At 70.0% G+C, this 16,197-nt stretch carries 12 protein-coding genes; 9 read left to right on the top strand and 3 right to left on the bottom strand.

Annotation, left to right across the window (positions count from 1 at the left end; genetic code table 11):
- Positions 1-1,411 precede the first annotated feature (1,411 nt).
- A complete protein-coding gene (locus tag H5411_RS18165) occupies positions 1,412-2,230 on the top strand; it encodes a M23 family metallopeptidase (RefSeq protein ID WP_220817076.1) in 819 nt (272 codons plus the stop codon).
- 1,381 nt (positions 2,231-3,611) lie between these two features.
- Here the strand turns inward: H5411_RS18165 and pcrA are convergent.
- Complete coding sequence (pcrA, locus tag H5411_RS18160) at positions 3,612-6,023, bottom strand: DNA helicase PcrA (RefSeq protein WP_101435934.1); 2,412 nt, start codon at positions 6,021-6,023, stop codon at positions 3,612-3,614.
- 135 nt (positions 6,024-6,158) lie between these two features.
- On the opposite strand from pcrA, the gene H5411_RS18155 reads away from it, so the two are divergent.
- The 7 genes from H5411_RS18155 (at position 6,159) to H5411_RS18125 (ending at position 13,579) form a co-directional block, all read left to right on the top strand.
- On the top strand, positions 6,159-6,593 hold the full coding sequence (locus H5411_RS18155; protein ID WP_101435935.1) for a DUF1707 SHOCT-like domain-containing protein: 435 nt from the start codon (positions 6,159-6,161) through the stop codon (positions 6,591-6,593).
- Between the two features lie 164 nt (positions 6,594-6,757).
- Positions 6,758-7,054 carry a chorismate mutase gene (locus H5411_RS18150; protein ID WP_009072470.1) on the top strand — a complete coding sequence of 99 codons (297 nt, stop codon included), beginning with the start codon at positions 6,758-6,760 and terminating at the stop codon, positions 7,052-7,054.
- 57 nt (positions 7,055-7,111) lie between these two features.
- A complete protein-coding gene (locus tag H5411_RS18145; protein ID WP_101435936.1) occupies positions 7,112-7,417 on the top strand; it encodes a hypothetical protein in 306 nt (101 codons plus the stop codon).
- A 347-nt stretch (positions 7,418-7,764) separates the two neighbouring features.
- Complete coding sequence (locus tag H5411_RS18140) at positions 7,765-9,402, top strand: hypothetical protein (RefSeq protein ID WP_246369041.1); 1,638 nt, start codon at positions 7,765-7,767, stop codon at positions 9,400-9,402.
- A gap of 252 nt (positions 9,403-9,654) precedes the next feature.
- Complete coding sequence (locus tag H5411_RS18135; RefSeq protein WP_183124399.1) at positions 9,655-10,554, top strand: hypothetical protein; 900 nt, start codon at positions 9,655-9,657, stop codon at positions 10,552-10,554.
- 212 nt (positions 10,555-10,766) lie between these two features.
- Complete coding sequence (locus H5411_RS18130) at positions 10,767-12,407, top strand: serine/threonine-protein kinase (RefSeq protein WP_183124398.1); 1,641 nt, start codon at positions 10,767-10,769, stop codon at positions 12,405-12,407.
- 17 nt (positions 12,408-12,424) lie between these two features.
- Positions 12,425-13,579, top strand: a complete 1,155-nt coding sequence (locus tag H5411_RS18125; RefSeq protein ID WP_183124397.1) for a serine/threonine-protein kinase — start codon at positions 12,425-12,427, stop codon at positions 13,577-13,579.
- Positions 13,580-13,586: 7 nt separating this feature from the next.
- Here H5411_RS18125 and H5411_RS18120 read toward each other — a convergent pair whose 3' ends face one another.
- Entirely contained in the window at positions 13,587-14,489 is a 903-nt protein-coding gene (locus tag H5411_RS18120) for a LysR family transcriptional regulator (RefSeq protein ID WP_101435941.1), read from the bottom strand.
- 105 nt (positions 14,490-14,594) lie between these two features.
- Here H5411_RS18120 and H5411_RS18115 point away from each other — a divergent pair, with 105 nt between their 5' ends.
- Entirely contained in the window at positions 14,595-15,503 is a 909-nt protein-coding gene (locus H5411_RS18115; RefSeq protein ID WP_183124396.1) for a DMT family transporter, read from the top strand.
- On the opposite strand, the gene H5411_RS18110 is transcribed toward H5411_RS18115, so the two are convergent.
- Positions 15,500-16,168 (bottom strand): response regulator, encoded by a 669-nt coding sequence (locus H5411_RS18110; protein WP_037368656.1) that lies wholly within the window; start codon positions 16,166-16,168, stop codon positions 15,500-15,502. The two genes, H5411_RS18115 and H5411_RS18110, sit on opposite strands and share 4 nt — an antisense overlap.
- Positions 16,169-16,197: the final 29 nt, after the last annotated feature.

Below are 16,197 nucleotides of genomic sequence, written 5' to 3'. Positions count from 1 at the left end.
GTCCGGCGGAACGGCCCGGGGTGTCCGGGGCGGAATCGCCGTCGGAAGGCTCTGGGGTCGGCGGAGTCATCGCTCGCGACGCTAGCAAGGACCGGTCTCGGCACGGGGACAGCAGGGCCGCCTCGACCAGGCCGGAACGCACTTCCAGGTGAATTCCCCGCCGGATGAACCTCGGGCCGTCCCCGCGCGTCTGACGGGTGCGAAGAAAAAATCCGCCGATCCGCGTAAGAGGGGCGCGGGCCGGAGGTCTCGACGGCAGAGGGAGCGGAGTGCCGGAGGGAGCGTCGAGGAAAAAGTTCGGGGAAGTCGCGTAAGAGAGTGGCGTTCGGGGCGTCACTCCGGCGCGGGACGAAGCACGGGGACACATCGCGGGGGCGATGGACGAGGTCGGATGCCTGTTCGCGGCAGGTGCCCGACCAGGTCGCGGAGGGGAGCCGCGGCGGGTGTCGGCAGGTCGTGGGGACGGCTTGCCGGGACTGAGGTGGAGAGGGCCGAGACCTGCCGGGGAGGGCAGGTGAACGGCCATCTTGCGGAGGGGAGCCGCGACAGGCTTCGGCAGACCGTGGGGACGGTCCGCCGAGGATCGGGGACAGGGACGGCCGAGACCTGCCGGGGAGGGCAGGCATTCGGCCGCACCGCCGTGAACAGCGGAAACGGGGATCCGACCGAGCGGGAGAGGGTTGACCGAGCCCGCGTGGACGCCGGTAACCACTTGCGTCGCGGAGGTTGCCCGCCGACGGGTTCCAGGGGGTTGGAGACGCGGGCCGAGGGGCAGAGCCTTGCGGGCGAAAGCGGTGAACCGCAGCGCCAAGGTCGTCGGAGGATGCTGGCAGGCCGCAGAGACGGTTGCCGCACCGAGCCGGAGAGGCTGGGCGTTGGCGGGAAACCGGGTTTGACCAGGCGAAGCCATCTCAACGCGGCCGAGTGCCGCGGACGGGCTAGGTCTGCGGTCCAGGCAGATGGGAGCGGGATGGTTCGTCACCGGATGGCTGGCGCGAAGCCTTCGAAAAGTGCCGAGCAGACTTGGTTCGAGTGAGCGGCGTCACATAATTCGGCGTGAAACTGCTTCAACGCACCCGGACGGCCGGTTATTTCGTCTGCGAGGCCGCCGGGAGGGCCTTCGGTGGCCTTGGTCCATCCGAAGGTATGTGACTCAACACACAATCAGGGAAGTAGTTTCCGATTAACTTTGGGTAGTTTCCACAGCTAGAAGCTCGATGCGCGCCACTCGTTCGGCCGAAAGGCCGGTCGCGTCTTGCTCATTGAGGCACCGTTTCGTTACTGTCCTCCGGTCCCCATTACAGTCAGGTCACGAAGCACGACGCTGAGCGAATCACCCCCGAGGTTCGTTCACGGGATCCCCCGCCCGAGTCCGCTTCCGCCCGACTCCCCGACGATGGAAGGCCCTGTCTTGGCTTCACACCGCTCCCCCGGCGGCCAAGCCCCTTCCCCGGCGCTGAAAGACGCACTGGATGGTGCGGTCATCCGCGTCCGGGGACAGCACCGCATCTCCCCGCCCTCCTCCGCCCTTCGCGGGCGAGTCGTAGTCGCGGCCGTCGCGGCTGGCGCGTTCGCCGCAGCCGCCGCCGGGCAGACCTTCAAGGGCAGCAGCGGCGGCGACTCCGACGCCTCCGCCACCCCGCTTGCCAACGCACAGAACGCGAGCGCCTCGTTCACCCTCGGCAGCGCGGGCTCCGGGGGAGCTCCCGAACTGCTGCCGACCGGCCACGCCGTCGACCCCTCCGCCGAAGCCGCGAAGATGGCCGACGCCGCCAAGGTCACCCAGGCACGCGTCCAGGCGGAAAGCGCGGCCGCGCGCCAAGCCGCCGAAGAGGCCTCCCGCCCGAAGACCTGCCTCCCCGCTCACGGCACGTTCACCTCCGGCTTCGGCGCCCGCTGGGGTACGAGCCACCTCGGCATCGACATCGCCAACTCCATCGGCACCCCGATCTACGCCGCCTCCGACGGCACCGTCATCCAGGCCGGCCCCGCCAGCGGTTTCGGCCTCTGGGTACGCATCCAGCTCGATGACGGCACCATCCAGGTCTACGGCCACATGAACAGCTTCTCCGTCCGCGAGGGCCAGAAGGTCAAGTGCGGCGAGCAGATCGCCGAGATCGGCAACCGAGGCGAGAGCACCGGACCGCACCTGCACTTCGAGGTGTGGCAGGACGGCACCAAGAAGATCGACCCGCGCCCGTGGCTCGCCGCCCGCGGCGTGAACGTCTGAGCCGACCCGCGTTTCTTGCCCGTCGGGCGGGGCCCGGCGCAGTGGTAGTTACCGCCGCAATGAGGCCGTCTGAGCTTGATCCGCACGGATCGCTCTAGACGGCTCGCGGCGGAAACGCCTTCGCACGCAAGAACCCTGGCGACTGTCCCGCATCGCGATGTGCGCTGGGCCGACTCAATCAGCGGCAGAACTTAGGCGCTGCTCGGCGAAGCAGGCACCGCCTCGTCTAGCAGCCGCCCGAGACGTATACGGCCATGATCCCCGCCTTTCCCGCAGCGCCCCGGGTGAAAGTCGCTCCGAACAAGCGGCGCGCACCAGCAGGGAAAACATCGTCAGTCAGGTGCAGGGACGCGGTCGACGGCGTCACGGATCATTGCCTGGTAGGCGACGGACGAAGTAGGCGACTGCTACCTGCCACACCGTGCACAGGTCCGCGCGTCTTCGCCACGGCATCCATCGCGCGACGCCCTCGTCGGCGCGCGATGTTCCTCCGCACACGACGCATCTGCCGTCTGCGCCCAATGCGTGCTGCCTCAGCAGCGCGCGCCATGCCGCGGCCAGCCGTGCCACATCCCCTGGCACGTCCCGAGCTGGCCGGGTCGCCGTCCCCACAGCAACCGTCCCCGCGACTCTCCTCAAGTACTCCTGTACCCCAGCGGCAAATACCCCAAACAGCACCGCGTCCATCCCCCTGCATCCCTTCATAGCGTACCGCATTTCATCGAACTTGTGTTCGATGAAGCTCAGTATGCCGGAGGGGACCGACAAGATCATCGGGTTCGCCGGGGAGTTCACTCGGTTCGGCGAAAGATGTCCAGAACGGGGCGGGATAAGGCATCGCGACCCCAGCGAGAGCGGCAAAGGCAGGGCGGTGACGGTGCTAGGACGGCTGGAGAGGCAGCTGAGGCCGAGCAGCGCCGTGCGAAGGCCGAGCGGATCCTGAAACAGTGGTGCGGTATCGGCGTGGCCGGTCTTCGCCAAGGCAAGCCAGTAGGGGTAGCCCGCGCTGACAACCGGATCAAGAGGAACCTGACCCCTGGGCAACGGCTCTCGTCAACACGGCATTGCTTGCCCAAAACCCTTGCGTGTTCCGGCAGAAAACGGCACGGCTTGCTCGCCACCCTGGCTTCCGGGCTGGGCGGGAGACCGCGCGGGCCTACAGCCCCTTCCGGCACGGCACGGCACGGCACGGCACGGCACGGCACGGCACGGCACGGCACGGCACGGCACGGCACGGCACGGCACGGCACGGCACGGCACGGCACGGAGGATCAAAGCCCCCCAAGCCGCTCCAGCCGCAATCACCGCGGCCGAAACAGTCATGACAACAGCCACGACCCCAGCCGCAGTAGCCGCGCCGGTAACCGAAAAGCCGCAGCCGTCAGAGTTTCACCATCGGCACGCTGCCGATCAGCATCAGCCGGACCTTCCCCGACGCTCCGAAGTCGATCGTCGCCGTCGCGCGCGGACCGACGCCGTCGCAGGAAATGACTGTGCCCAGGCCGTACTTGTCGTGGCTGACTCGGTCTCCGACGTCCAGCTTCAGCGCCACCGTGTCCTTCCAAGCCTTCCCGAACGGCGAACTCGAGGACGTCGACGACGAGGACCGGCGGCCCCACGTGGTCGCGGCTCGGGGGCCTGACGAGGAGCCGGAAGAAGAGCCGAAGTTTCCGAAGCCGGGCGAGGACGGTTCGAGGCGGCGCCAGTCGACGAGGTCCGGGGGCAGCTCGTCCAGGAAGCGGGAAGCCGGGTTCATCTGCGGCTGACCCCATGCCGACCGGGTGAGCGCCCGCGACACGTAAAGCCGTTGCCGCGCACGGGTAATCGCCACGTAGGCCAGGCGGCGTTCCTCGGCCAGTTCAGCCGGGTCGCCCAGGGCCCGCATGTGCGGGAAGACGCCGTCTTCCCAGCCGGTGCAGAAGACGACCGGATACTCCAGGCCCTTGGCGGTGTGCACAGTCATCAAGGTGACCACGCCCGCGCCACCGTCGCCTTCCTCGCCGCCGTCTGGCGAAGGGATCGAGTCGGCGTCCGCGACCAGCGAGACTCGTTCCAGGAAAGCGGGCAGGGAGCCGGGTGCGGGGACGCCGTCGTCCAGGACCAGTTCCGCGTTTTCGTCGTTGGTGACCTCGGCGGTGAACTCGGCGAATTCGCGGGCCACCGTCACCAGTTCGGTGAGGTTTTCGACCCGTGACGCGTCCTGCGGGTCGTCCGATTCCTCGAGTTCCGCGCGGTAGCCGGTGCGCTCCAGGACCGCTTCCAGCAGGTCGTGCACCTCGGTGCCGGACGACGCCATCTCCTGCAGTTCGTCCAGCAGCGTGACGAAACCGGTGATCGCCTTGGCCGAGCGCGGGTTCAGCAGCGGCACCTTGTCCTCGACCGCGTCGCGCAGCGCGGCCCAGAACGAGATCCGCTCCCGTTCCGCATGCGTCGCCACGACCGCCTCGGCTCGGTCGCCGATGCCGCGCTTGGGGACGTTGAGGATGCGCCGCAGGCTGACCGTGTCGTCCGGGTTCGCGAGCACGCGCAGGTACGCGATCATGTCCCGCACTTCGCGCCGCTCGTAGAACCGCACGCCGCCGACGACTTTGTACGGCAGGCCGAGCCGGATGAAGATTTCCTCGAACACCCGCGACTGGTTGTTGGTGCGGTAGAACACCGCGACGTCCGAGTAGTCCGCCTCGCCCCTCTCCGCCAGCGAGTCGATCTCCCCGGCGACGAACGCGGCCTCGTCGTGGTCGTTGTCCGACACGTAGCCGACGATCTTCTCGCCGTCGCCCGAATCGGTCCACAGCCGTTTGGCGCGCCGGTTGGGGTTGCGGGCGATCACCGCGTTGGCCGCGGACAGGATCGTTTGCGTGGAGCGGTAGTTCTGCTCCAGCAGAATCGTGTGCGCGTTCGGGAAGTCGCGCTCGAATTCCTCGATGTTGCGGATGGTCGCGCCGCGGAAGGCGTAGATGGACTGGTCCGCGTCGCCGACCACGCACAGTTCCGCGGGTTCGATCCCGGTGTCGGTGGCTTCGGTTCCGGCGAGCGCGCGCACCAGCGTGTACTGCGCGTGGTTGGTGTCCTGGTACTCGTCGACCAGGACGTGCCGGAAGCGCCGCCGGTAGTACTCCGCGACGTCCGGGAACGCTTGCAGCAACGACACTGTCTGCATGATCAGGTCGTCGAAGTCGAACGCGTTCGCGCTCGAAAGCCTGCGCTGGTACTCGGCGTAGACCTCGGCGACCCGGCGCTCCAGGTCGTTGGCCGCCTTCGAGGCCGCCTCTTCCGGATCGACCAGTTCGTTCTTCAGGTTCGAGATGTGCACCGCGAGCGTGCGCGCGGCGTACTTCTTCGGGTCGACGTCGAGATCGCGCGCCACGAGCGTGATGAGCCGCTTCGTGTCGTCCGAGTCGTAGATGGAGAAACTCGACGACATGTCGAGCGTTTTCGCCTCGCGGCGGAGGATCCGCACGCACATCGAGTGGAACGTGGACACCCACATCGCGTTCGCGCGCTTGCCGACGAGCGCCGCGACGCGTTCGCGCATCTCGGCGGCGGCCTTGTTGGTGAACGTGATCGCCATGATCTCGCCCGGGTGCACGCCGCGCTCGGCGAGCAGGTAGGCGATCCGGCGCGTGAGCACGCGCGTCTTGCCCGATCCGGCTCCCGCGACGACCAGCAGCGGACCTCCGGCGTGCGTCACCGCCTCGCGCTGGGCGGGGTTGAGGTCCTCGAGCAGGTCTGCGGTTCCCGGCCGGGCAGCGCGGGCGGGCGGGTCTGCGGGGAGATCGAAGAGGGTGTCCATCGTCTGTCAACGCTACCCCGGGGGTACGACAGTCCCGGAACAGCCACGGGGGTCGGCCTGCGCTTCCGGACGTACGCCGCAGTGTCGCCTCGCGCCCGACGCGCGACGCCGCTCCCGAGCGGAGCATCGAACGGTATGGACGACAAGATTCCCGCCCGGCTGAGGGCTTCCGACGGCGATCGCGAGCGCGTCGCCGAGATCATCCAGGCCGCCGGTTCCGACGGACGGCTCACTCTCGAAGAGGTGGAAGAGCGGCTGCGCACGGTCTACGCCACCCGCTACGCCGACGAGCTCGGCGAGCTCACCGCCGATCTTCCGCGGCCAGCGCCGGTCCGGCCCCGCGGCGGCGGCTGGCCGCTGACCCGGGCCGCGCTGCGCGAACATCCGGCGCTGCGCGTCCACCTCGGCATCGTCGCCGTGCTCGCGACCTTGCTGATCGTCCGCTGGGCGGTCGGCGGCGCGCTGTTCTTCTGGCCGGCGATGCCGTTGTTCTGGCTGTTCCTCAGCCTGGTCGTGCACGCGCGCGTGCGGGCGTTCCGGCAGCGGCCGGGCGCGCCTGTGCCATACTGAATCCGTGCGGCACAGCAGCGAGCGATTTTTTTACGGGACCCGGACTCCGGCTCCCGTGATCGCGTAGTGCCCCACCCGCCATCACCCGCAGCCCCGGAGTCCACTGGACCCGGGGCTTTCGCCGTCCCTGGGCAACCGGGAGTCCGGACTTCAGAGAGGTCCCGATGAACGCGCAGACGCAGAACGCCGACGGACAGCCAGCCGAGCACACCCCGGCGGGCGAGGACATCTCGTCGCTTCGCGAGGAGATCGACTGGCTCGACTCCGAAATCCTCCGGCTCGTAAAGCGCCGGGTCGAGGTGTCGAAAACCATCGGCGCGGCCCGGATGGCCGCGGGCGGCACGAAAATCGTCTACAACCGCGAGATGGACGTGCTGGCGCGCTACCGCGAGCTGGGCCCGGAGGGCAGGCAGCTGGCGATGCTGCTGCTGAACCTCGGCCGCGGCAGGCTGGGCCGCTGACGCGGTATCCGGGACATCCCCGATCCGCGCGGCCTGGAAACCGGGCAGACTGGACACATGATTAACCTCATCGCCGTCATCATCGCGATCGCGAGCGTGCTGGCGTCCCTCGGCCACGTCGGCTACCTGGCGCTGCTGAACAACGCGGCGGGGAAGCGGGCGGGCGGGGCTCCGGTGGCGCAGTACGTGCGCAGCCGCTGGGCGCTGGCCGGCGGTGCCACCGCGGCCTCGCTGTTCGCCTGGTTGCTCACTTCGGGCAACGTCGTGCTGGACGTCCTCGCCATCGTCATCGCGGTCGGTAGCGGCGCGACGTCGGTGAAGGCCCTCCAGTCCACGCAGGCGAAGTACCGCAGCGGCGGCTGACTGGCCCCCGAACTGGGCAAACCCCGGGCGACACGCTGCGCTGCGTGACGTGCCGCCCGTTCGGGCGCGCCCGGTCGAGTGAAACCGGTGCAAGTTGCAGGATGGGTGAAGACATTCGCCTGCCGGTTTCCTACTGTGAAGTCCGTGAGGACCCTGGCGTTTGCGCCGGGCTATGCCCGGAGTACGCGCGGGAGCTGCGGCTCCGCGCGTCGTTCTCCGCGTGCGCGTGCATTTGCTCGGGAGTTCGCAAGTGTGGACGCAAGGACAGTTCTCCGCTCGTCTGCTCCGTTCGGGTTGACGACCGCCTCGGTGCCGTCACGCCCCCCTCGCGGAGGGGTCGGACCGGCATGACGGGAAACACGATGGGCGGTTCGCGGCACGCTGACCGGCCCGCGGTGCCGGACGCCGAGGTCACCGTTCCCGGACGGCACCGCGTCCGCGCCGACGGCACCTGGACCCCGGTGGTGCCGCCCCGCGCCGCCGGACATCACCGACATCGCACCGGTGCTGCCCCGGCCGTCAACGGAGCCCCGACGCAACGGGGCAGCGAGAATCCGCAGCAGCGCGGCGCACCGGCTCCGCGCGCGAACCGCGTGCCCGACGACGGGAACCGCCCGGCCCCCAACCCGCCGGTTTTCCCCACCGCGAGCGGCACGTTGCCGATCGGCGAACCCCCGTTGCCGCAGCCGCAGCGCCGTCGGGCAGCGGTTGATCCGCAGATCCGCCGAGCCCCCGCGGAACCCCCGCGCCGCCGAGCCGCCGCCCCGGATCGGCTGGCCGAACCCAGCCAGACCGCCGTCTCCCCCGCAGAACCGCCGCGCCGCCAAGCCGCTCGGCAACCAGAATCCCCAGGCCGCCGGGCCGAATCCCGCGCCGCCTTCGCTCCCCCGCAGGACCGGATTCCCGAGGACCACCGCGCCTTCGCCCCGCCGGAGAGCGCACTTCCCCAGCCGACGCGACGCAGCCGGCAAGAACGGGTTGCCACCACCTCCGCCGCGCTGGCCAACCGGCCGGACAGCCCCCGCGAACGTGTCGAACTGAACCAGGTCGCGGAAGAACCTCCCCGGCGCCAGCGCGTCACCCTCGCCGAGCCGTCCGTCTCGCCGAAGGAACAACAAGAGCAGCAGGACGACGAGGTGCGCGTGTACGCCGCGCCGATGCTGGACGGCCTCGGCACGTTCGACCTCGGCTCGGTGCCCGCCTCGGTCACCCCGCCGAAGACCTGGCGCAAGGCCGCGTGGTTCGCCACCGGCGCGTCCGGCGCGGTGGTCGTCGGCCTGCTGTTCGCCGGGACGTTCCTGGTCGGCGGGCCTGCCAGCACGACGACCGACGCGGTCGGTGGCGGCGGCTGGCCCGGCAGGCAGAACGGCGGCAACCCGAACCTGAGCGCGCTCCTCCCGGACGGGCAGCACGGCGGAATCAGCAGCAACGTCCCGCGCGGCGGCACCAGCACCAGCCCCGACGGCGGCACCTCGGACAACGGCACGCACCCGCAGCAGGGCACCGGTCCGAACAGCTCCGCGAGCAGCAGCTCCGCCGACGTGACCACGCCGTCCGGCCCTGGAACGGGCACCGGCAGCAGGACGTCCTCGCCGACCACCACGGACTCGTCCTCGTCCAGCGAACCGCCGGAGAAGCCGCCGGTCACCCCCGCTCAGCGGGAGACGAAAGAGCCGCCGTTTTACACCGCCAACGACCCGAACACGATGGGGAACAACTCGGAGAAGTTCTTCAACACCGTCACCACCGACCCGTCGGAGGCATCGTCGGTCACGTCCGGCGACCTCAAGCAGCAGGGCCCGCAGGGGCTGCGCAAGCGCTACGCCGACGTCGCGTACTTCGAGGTCAAGAAGGTCACCATCGATCCGCAGCACGGCACCACGGTGAACACCGTCGAGGTCACGCACAAGGACGGCAGCAAGAGCACCGAACAGCGCACGCTCACCTTCGACGACAACGGCAAGATCACCGACGACGGCCGCTGACCAGGACACTGTCTGCAAATGCCGATGCACGTGCGGTGCGGTGAGCGGTTGTTCCCTCGTCCGGTTGGGTGACATAAGCTGCCGTTCGTCGTACGACGGCGGCATTCCGGCGACGGAGTCTGGCGGCCGCCCGTCGGCACAGGGTTACCTGGCGACTACGAGGCCCGGATCCGACCACGAATCGGCCGGACCGCCCCGGGGACACCGCCACCGTGCCGGGTCCCGCCCCGAACCCCCAGAGCGAGGACTTTCGTGCTTGAACGGCAGCGAACCCGGCGAGAACCCGACGCCGTGCGCGTCGAGGACCTGATCCCGCCGGAACTGCTCGACGACGTGGCCGAGGCCGACCGCGAATATCTCGAGCAGGTGTTCCGCGAACCGCAGAAGTACCTGCCGCCGCGCACCCGCCGCCCGGTCGTCCAGACCGAGGAACCCGTCGAAGAGCCCGAAAGCAAGCTCGCCCGTCGCGCGAAGCTGGCCGGGCTCGTCGGGGCGGGCGCGCTCGTCGCGGGCGCCGTCGTCACCGCCTCGCTGCTCAGCGGCGGCCCGCGGCCCACCGTGCCGGTCGCCGGGGAAACCGCGATGCCCGCCGGATTCAGCGGCGCGGCAGCGCTCGGCGGCCAGGCTGTGCCGCAGCAGCGCAAGAGCCACTCGTACGGCGGCACGACGTCGGGGCAGAGCGAAAGCACGACGCCGTCCAAGCACACCGACGCCGCGGCCACGACGCCGTTGAATTCGGGGGCCACGACTCCGGAAACCACTTCCGGCACCTCGTCGTCCGCCGCGCCGACCGCCGCGTCCTCGGCGGAATCGCACAAGAAGTCCGCCACCTCGTCGGCCGCCGCGCCGGACCCGGTGAAGCTCGAAGCGGTGCGCAAGTTCTACGCCTCGATCGACCATCAGCCGGAGAACGCGCTTTCACTGCTCGCCCCGAACGTCGCGCGCGGCGAGATGGGCGATCTGGTCCGCGCGTGGAGCGGGGCTGACTCGATCGACGTCCAGGAATTGCACGTCCAGGACGACGGTTCGGTCTTCGCCGTGGCGCTCGTCCACCAGGCCGACGGCACCCTGTTGCGCGTGACCCAATTGTTCGACGTGGCCGAGCAGGATGTGATCTCCCAGGCCCGCGTCCTGTCGGCGGTCTACTCCTGACCTGCGCGAACGTGGTGGTGCCGGGTCGCGGCGAGTGTGCCGCGTGCGTGTGCGCAGAGTGAGCGCCTAGCCTAGTCACGGGTCGGTCTCGGCAAAACCGGCACACGGTCCACAGCAGGTGCCTACGCTCCGGTGCTGCGGCGGGTTCGAACTCACCCCTTCGGGGTAGAAAAGTCCCGCCCCGGGAAGTCGGAGCCCCAAAGGGAGGTCGCGTGAGCGACGAGGGTCGTCTGGTCGCCGACCGGTACCGGATCGTCGGGAAAATCGGTTCCGGCGCGATGGGGGCCGTCTGGCGCGCCCACGACGAGGTGCTGGGCCGTACGGTCGCCATCAAGCAGCTGCTTCTCCAGCCCGGGCTGGAGCACCACGAGGCGGAGGACGCCCGGCAGCGCACCATGCGCGAGGGCCGGATCGCCGCGCGGCTGCACCACCCGAACGCGATCACCGTGTTCGACGTCGTCACCGACGACAACGGCCAGCCCTGCCTCATCATGGAGTACCTGGATTCCACCAGCCTGGCGCAGGTGCTGCAGGAAAAGGGCACCCTGCCGCCGCTGGAGGTCGCCCGGATCGGCGCGCAGATCGCCGCCGCCCTGAGCGAGGCGCACGCGGTCGGCATCGTGCACCGCGACATCAAGCCGGGCAACATCCTGCTCGCCGGCAACGGCACGGTGAAGATCACCGACTTCGGCATCTCGCGGGCCAAGGACGACGTCACGGTCACCAAGACCGGGATGATCGCCGGCACCCCCGCTTATCTGGCCCCCGAGGTCGCGATCGGCGGCGACCCCGGCCCCGAATCGGACGTCTTCTCGCTCGGGTCCACGCTGTACGCCGCTTGCGAGGGCCAGCCGCCGTTCGGCCTGTCCGAGAACACGCTGAGCCTGCTGCACGCGGTCGCCGCGGGGCAGATCAACCCGCCGCGGCAGTCCGGTCCGCTGGCGAGCGTGCTCGCGGTGCTGCTGCACCCGGAGACCCAGCACCGGCCCACCGCCGAGGAATGCGAGGAGCTGCTGTCCGCCGTCGCGCGCGGCGAGACCCCGCTCGGCGGCCCGGACGGCGACACGATGATGGCCTCGTCCTCGGGAACCCTCGGCGCGGCAGCGCTCGGCGCGGCTGGGAGCGCGGCTGCCGCTGGTCTGCTGCATCACGACGACGAGCCGGCCGGCCACTCCGGCACGCTGCTCGCCGACCCGGGCGCCACCCAGCAGTACGACCCGAGCGCGCAGCAGTACTACGACGAGGACCCGTATCCGCCAGGCTCCGGCTACCCGGAAAACGACTACGACGACCACGGCTACCACCAGGACGGCTACCAAGAGCCGCCGCTCTACGGCGACCCGAGCCGCAACGGTCTCGCCGCGACGCGCGCGGTCCCGGTGCCGAACGGCTACGAGGACGACCCGTACGACGAGGAGCCCGCGCAGCGGACCCGCGTGCAGACCGCCCCCGAGGACGACGAGGACGAGAAGCCCGGCGCGTGGAAGAAGCCCGCGCTCATCGGTGCCGTCGTGGTCGCGGCCCTGGTCGCGCTCGGCGTGTGGCTGCTGACTCCGGGGAATCCGCCCGACGCTTCGCAGCCGGCACCGCCCGCTTCGTCGTCCGCGGTCGCGCCGACGTCCGTCACACCGCCGTCTTCGGAAGCAACCACTACGTCCCCGCCTACGTCTTCCCGGGAAAGCGCGACCCGCGAGACCCAGTCGACGCGGCACTCGCGGCGGACCACCACGGCGGAGGACACTCCGACGCAGGAGCCGTCGCAGACGCAGGAGTCACCGGTGTCGTCGGTGAGCAAGCCGAAGCCGTCGAACACCTCGCAGCCAGCGTCGCCGACGGGTAGCGCGACCAGCTAAGCGATCCAGGGACAGCATTGAGTTCAGAAGGCAGCATCGTCGGCGAGCGGTACCGGCTCGACCAGCCGATCGGGCGCGGACGCGCGGGCATCGTATGGCTCGCGTTCGACACGCGGCTGTTCCGGACCGTCGCGATCAAGCGCATGTACCTGCCCGTCGGCCTGCCGCCGGACCGTGCCGAACAGGCACGCGCCATGGCCATGGAAGAGGGCAAGGCCGCGGCCCGGATCGACCATCCGTGCGCGATCACGGTGTACGACGTGCTGCCCGACGGCCAGGACGTGTGGCTGGTGATGGAGTACATCCCGTCGCGCGGGATGTCGGTGTTCCTCGCCGAGCACGGCCGCCTCACCCCGGAGCAGGCCGCGTTCCTCGGCATCCAGCTCGGCGACGCGATGGCGTCGATTCACTCGGCGGGCATCGTCCACCGCACGCTCGAACCCAACACCGTGCTGCTGGCCGACGACGGCAGCGTCAAGCTGACCGACATCGGCATCACCGGCGGCGGTCCGCACGCCGCTTACCGGGCGCCCGAGGTCGCTCGCGGCGCGCCTCCGTCCGCCGCCGCGGACGTGTTCTCGCTGGGCGCGACGCTGTACACCGCGGTCGAGGGCGTGCCGCCGTTCGGCGACGACGGCCAGTCCCCGGAGCGGCCGCCCGAGAACGCGGGCCCGCTCACCGGGGCGTTGCAGAAGATGCTGCGCGCCGACCCGGCGGCCCGGCCGACCATGGACGACACCGTCCACGCGCTGAAGGCGATCACCCTCGGACGCGAGCAGACCGCTTTCATTCCGCCCACCGCGCCCGCCCTGCCGACCGTTCCGGCGTCGCGGCCGGTCCCAGCGCAGCAGCCCAACGTGCCGGAACCCACCCAGCAGATCCAGCCGGACGCCACCCAGCAGATCCGGCCGCAGCAGCAGCCGGCTCCGCTGATGCAGCTCCCGGTCCAGCAGGTGCCGCAGGCTCCCGCGCCGGCGCAGCCGATGCAGTCAATGCAGCCAATGCAGCAGCCGACCGCCCGGTACACGCCCACTCCGGCGCAGCAGACCGCGTCCGCGCAGGCGGCTGCGCGAGAGAAGGCGGCGGCGCGGCGACGGATCATCCTCACCGTCGCGGCGATCCTGTGCGCGATCCTGATCGGGATCGGCGTTTCGCAGCTGCTGTTCGTCTGAGTCGGCGTCAGGCGACGTTCTCGGTCGCCTCTTGCATGGCTTCGAGGAACGTCTGGACGGCCGGGCTGCCCGCGACCCGCGCGGCCACCGCGGCGTGAATGTGCCTGCTCGGCTGCGGATTGCGGACCCGGCGCACCACCACGCCCGGATGCGGCGTGCCGAGACCGAGCTCCGGCACCAGCCCGACCCCGAGCCCGGCGGCGATGAACCCTTGCGCTGACGGATAGTCCTCGGACTCGACCACGACGTTCGGATGGAAACCGGCCGACGCGCAGGCGCCTTCCAGGATCGCCCGGCAGGCACCGGGGATCGGGTCGACGCCGACCCAGGGTTCGTCGGCGAGGTCGCCCAGGTCGAGGACGCGTTTGCGGGCCAGCCGGTGCGCCCGCGGCAGCACCGCGCGATACGGGTCGTCCAGCAGCGGCACCAGCTCGATGCCCCGGCCCGGCTCGGACGGCCGCGGGTACACGATGATCGCCAGGTCAGCGCGGCCTTCCTCGACCTCGGTGAGCGGGTCGCCCGGGTCGATGAGCTTGAGATCGAGCCATACGCCGGGGTGTTCGCGGCGCAGCGCGGCCACCGCGTACGGCACCATCGTCGCGCCCGCGGTGGCGAAGTAGCGGATGGCGAGCTTGCCGGTGCGGCCTTCCTTCAGCTCGGTGAGCGCTGCTTCGGCGCGCGCCAGCTCCGCGCTGAGCGTTTCGGCGTGTTCGGACAGCAGCGTCCCGGCCGGGGTCGGTTGGACGCCGCGGCCGACGCGTTCCAGCAACGGCGTGCCCGCTTCGCGTTCGAGCACCGCCAGCTGCTGGCTGATCGCCGACGGGGTGTAGCCGAGATTCCTTGCCGCGGCAGTGATCGAACCGCTCGTGATCACCGCGCGCAGCACCTGCATGCGCCGTACGTCGAGCATGGCTTCGATCCTACAGCTTTGCTTAAACGTCCCTGCAGTAATTTTCGCTTGTCCTTACACCTTGCCGAGGCGAAGCTGGCTAGCGAGGCGAAGGAGGAACCTGGGGTGGGCGAGACGAAGACGCTGCTGAGGATCGCGGCGCTCGCGTTGATGTGGGGTTCGAGCTTTTTCTGGATCAAGCTCGGGCTCGAAGCGTTTTCTCCGGTGCAACTGGTGCTCGCGCGGCTCGTGCTCGGCGCGACGGTGCTGCTGGCGCTGTGCCTGATCGGCCGCCGTAGCTTGCCCGCGGAACGACGTACCTGGGGGCACCTGCTCGTCGCGGCGTTCTTCCACAATGCCTTGCCGTTCCTGCTTTTCGCGGTCGGCGAGACCACTGTGGACTCCGGCATCACCGGGGTGCTGAACTCCACGACCCCGCTGTGGGTGCTCGTGGTGGCTCCGTTCCTCGGAGCGTCGAGCCGGATGACCGCGACGCGGATCGCCGGACTGGTGATCGGGCTCGGCGGAATCCTGCTGATCTTCGCGCCGTGGCAAGCGTCCGGATTGCTCAGCTGGGGCGCGCTGGCCTGCCTCGCCGCCGCGGCGAGCTACGGGTTCGCGTTCGTCTACGAAGGCCGGTACCTGTCGAACACCGGCTCCTCGCCGTACGCGATCGCGGCCGGGCAAATGCTGCTGGCCACGGGTTTTCTAGTGCTGGCCACGCCGTTCGGCGGGTTCACGCCGGTGCACCTGAGCCCGGTCGCGCTGATCGCGGTGGTGATCCTCGGCCTCGGTTCGACCGGGATCGCGTTCGCGCTCAACTACCAGCTGCTGGCGAGCGAAGGCGCGGTGGCCGCGTCGGTGGTCGGCTATCTGCTGCCGGTGGTGTCAGTGTTGCTGGGCGCGGTTTTCTTGCACGAGCAGCTGAACCTGCGCGTGATCGCGGGCATGGTCGTGGTGCTGCTCGGAGTCGCGTTGACCCGGTTGCAGCGCAAACCGGCCGTGACTCCGGAAGAGGAACTGACTCCGGCTTAGACGAGGCGGCGGTCCGAGGCCCAGCGGGACAGCTCGTAGCGGTTGGACAGCTGGGTCTTGCGCAGGACGCTCGACACGTGGGTCTCGACCGTCTTCACCGAAATGAACAGCTCGGACGCGATTTCCTTGTACGCGTAGCCGCGGGCGAGCAGGCGCAGGACGTCGCGCTCGCGCGGGGTGAGCAGATCCAGCTCGGGGTCGTTGATCGGCGCGGAGCCGGGACGGTCGGCGAAGGCGTCGAGGACGAAACCGGCCAGGCGCGGGGAAAACACCGCGTCGCCGTCGGCCACCCGGACCACCGCGCGGACGAGTTCCTTCGACGAGATCGTCTTGGTGACGTACCCGCGCGCGCCGGCGCGGATGACCGCGATGACGTCCTCGGCGGCGTCGGAGACCGACAGCGCTAGGAACACGACGTCCGGCAGTTCCGGGCGCACGCGCCGGAGCACCTCGGCACCGCCGCCGTCGGGCATGTGGACGTCGAGCAGCACGACCTGCGGACGGGTGCGCGCGATGCCGGCGACCGCTTCGGCGACCGACCCGGCCTCGCCGACCACCTGTACCTCGTCGGTGATCGAGTCGAGCTCCGTGCGCACTCCCGCGCGGAACAACGCGTGGTCGTCCACGAGGAAGACCTTGACCGGTTCCCGCTGGCTATCCGTCACGACTGCCCACTCCCTCGCTTGGCCTGTCC

The sequence above is a fragment of the Amycolatopsis echigonensis genome, from assembly GCF_014174495.1.
Classification (GTDB): domain Bacteria; phylum Actinomycetota; class Actinomycetes; order Mycobacteriales; family Pseudonocardiaceae; genus Amycolatopsis; species Amycolatopsis echigonensis.
Note: the sequence above shows the minus strand (reverse complement) of the source record. Positions and strands in the feature narration are given on the sequence as shown.

What these genes read in the sequence shown, in the direction of transcription:
- pcrA (WP_101435934.1), bottom strand. Translation starts at nt 6,023, where the DNA reads ATGGACACCCTCTTCGATCTCCCCGCAGACCCGCCCGCCCGCGCTGCC.
- H5411_RS18155 (WP_101435935.1), top strand. Translation starts at nt 6,159, where the DNA reads ATGGACGACAAGATTCCCGCCCGGCTGAGGGCTTCCGACGGCGATCGC.
- H5411_RS18150 (WP_009072470.1), top strand. Translation starts at nt 6,758, where the DNA reads ATGAACGCGCAGACGCAGAACGCCGACGGACAGCCAGCCGAGCACACC.
- H5411_RS18145 (WP_101435936.1), top strand. Translation starts at nt 7,112, where the DNA reads ATGATTAACCTCATCGCCGTCATCATCGCGATCGCGAGCGTGCTGGCG.
- H5411_RS18140 (WP_246369041.1), top strand. Translation starts at nt 7,765, where the DNA reads ATGACGGGAAACACGATGGGCGGTTCGCGGCACGCTGACCGGCCCGCG.
- H5411_RS18120 (WP_101435941.1), bottom strand. Translation starts at nt 14,489, where the DNA reads ATGCTCGACGTACGGCGCATGCAGGTGCTGCGCGCGGTGATCACGAGC.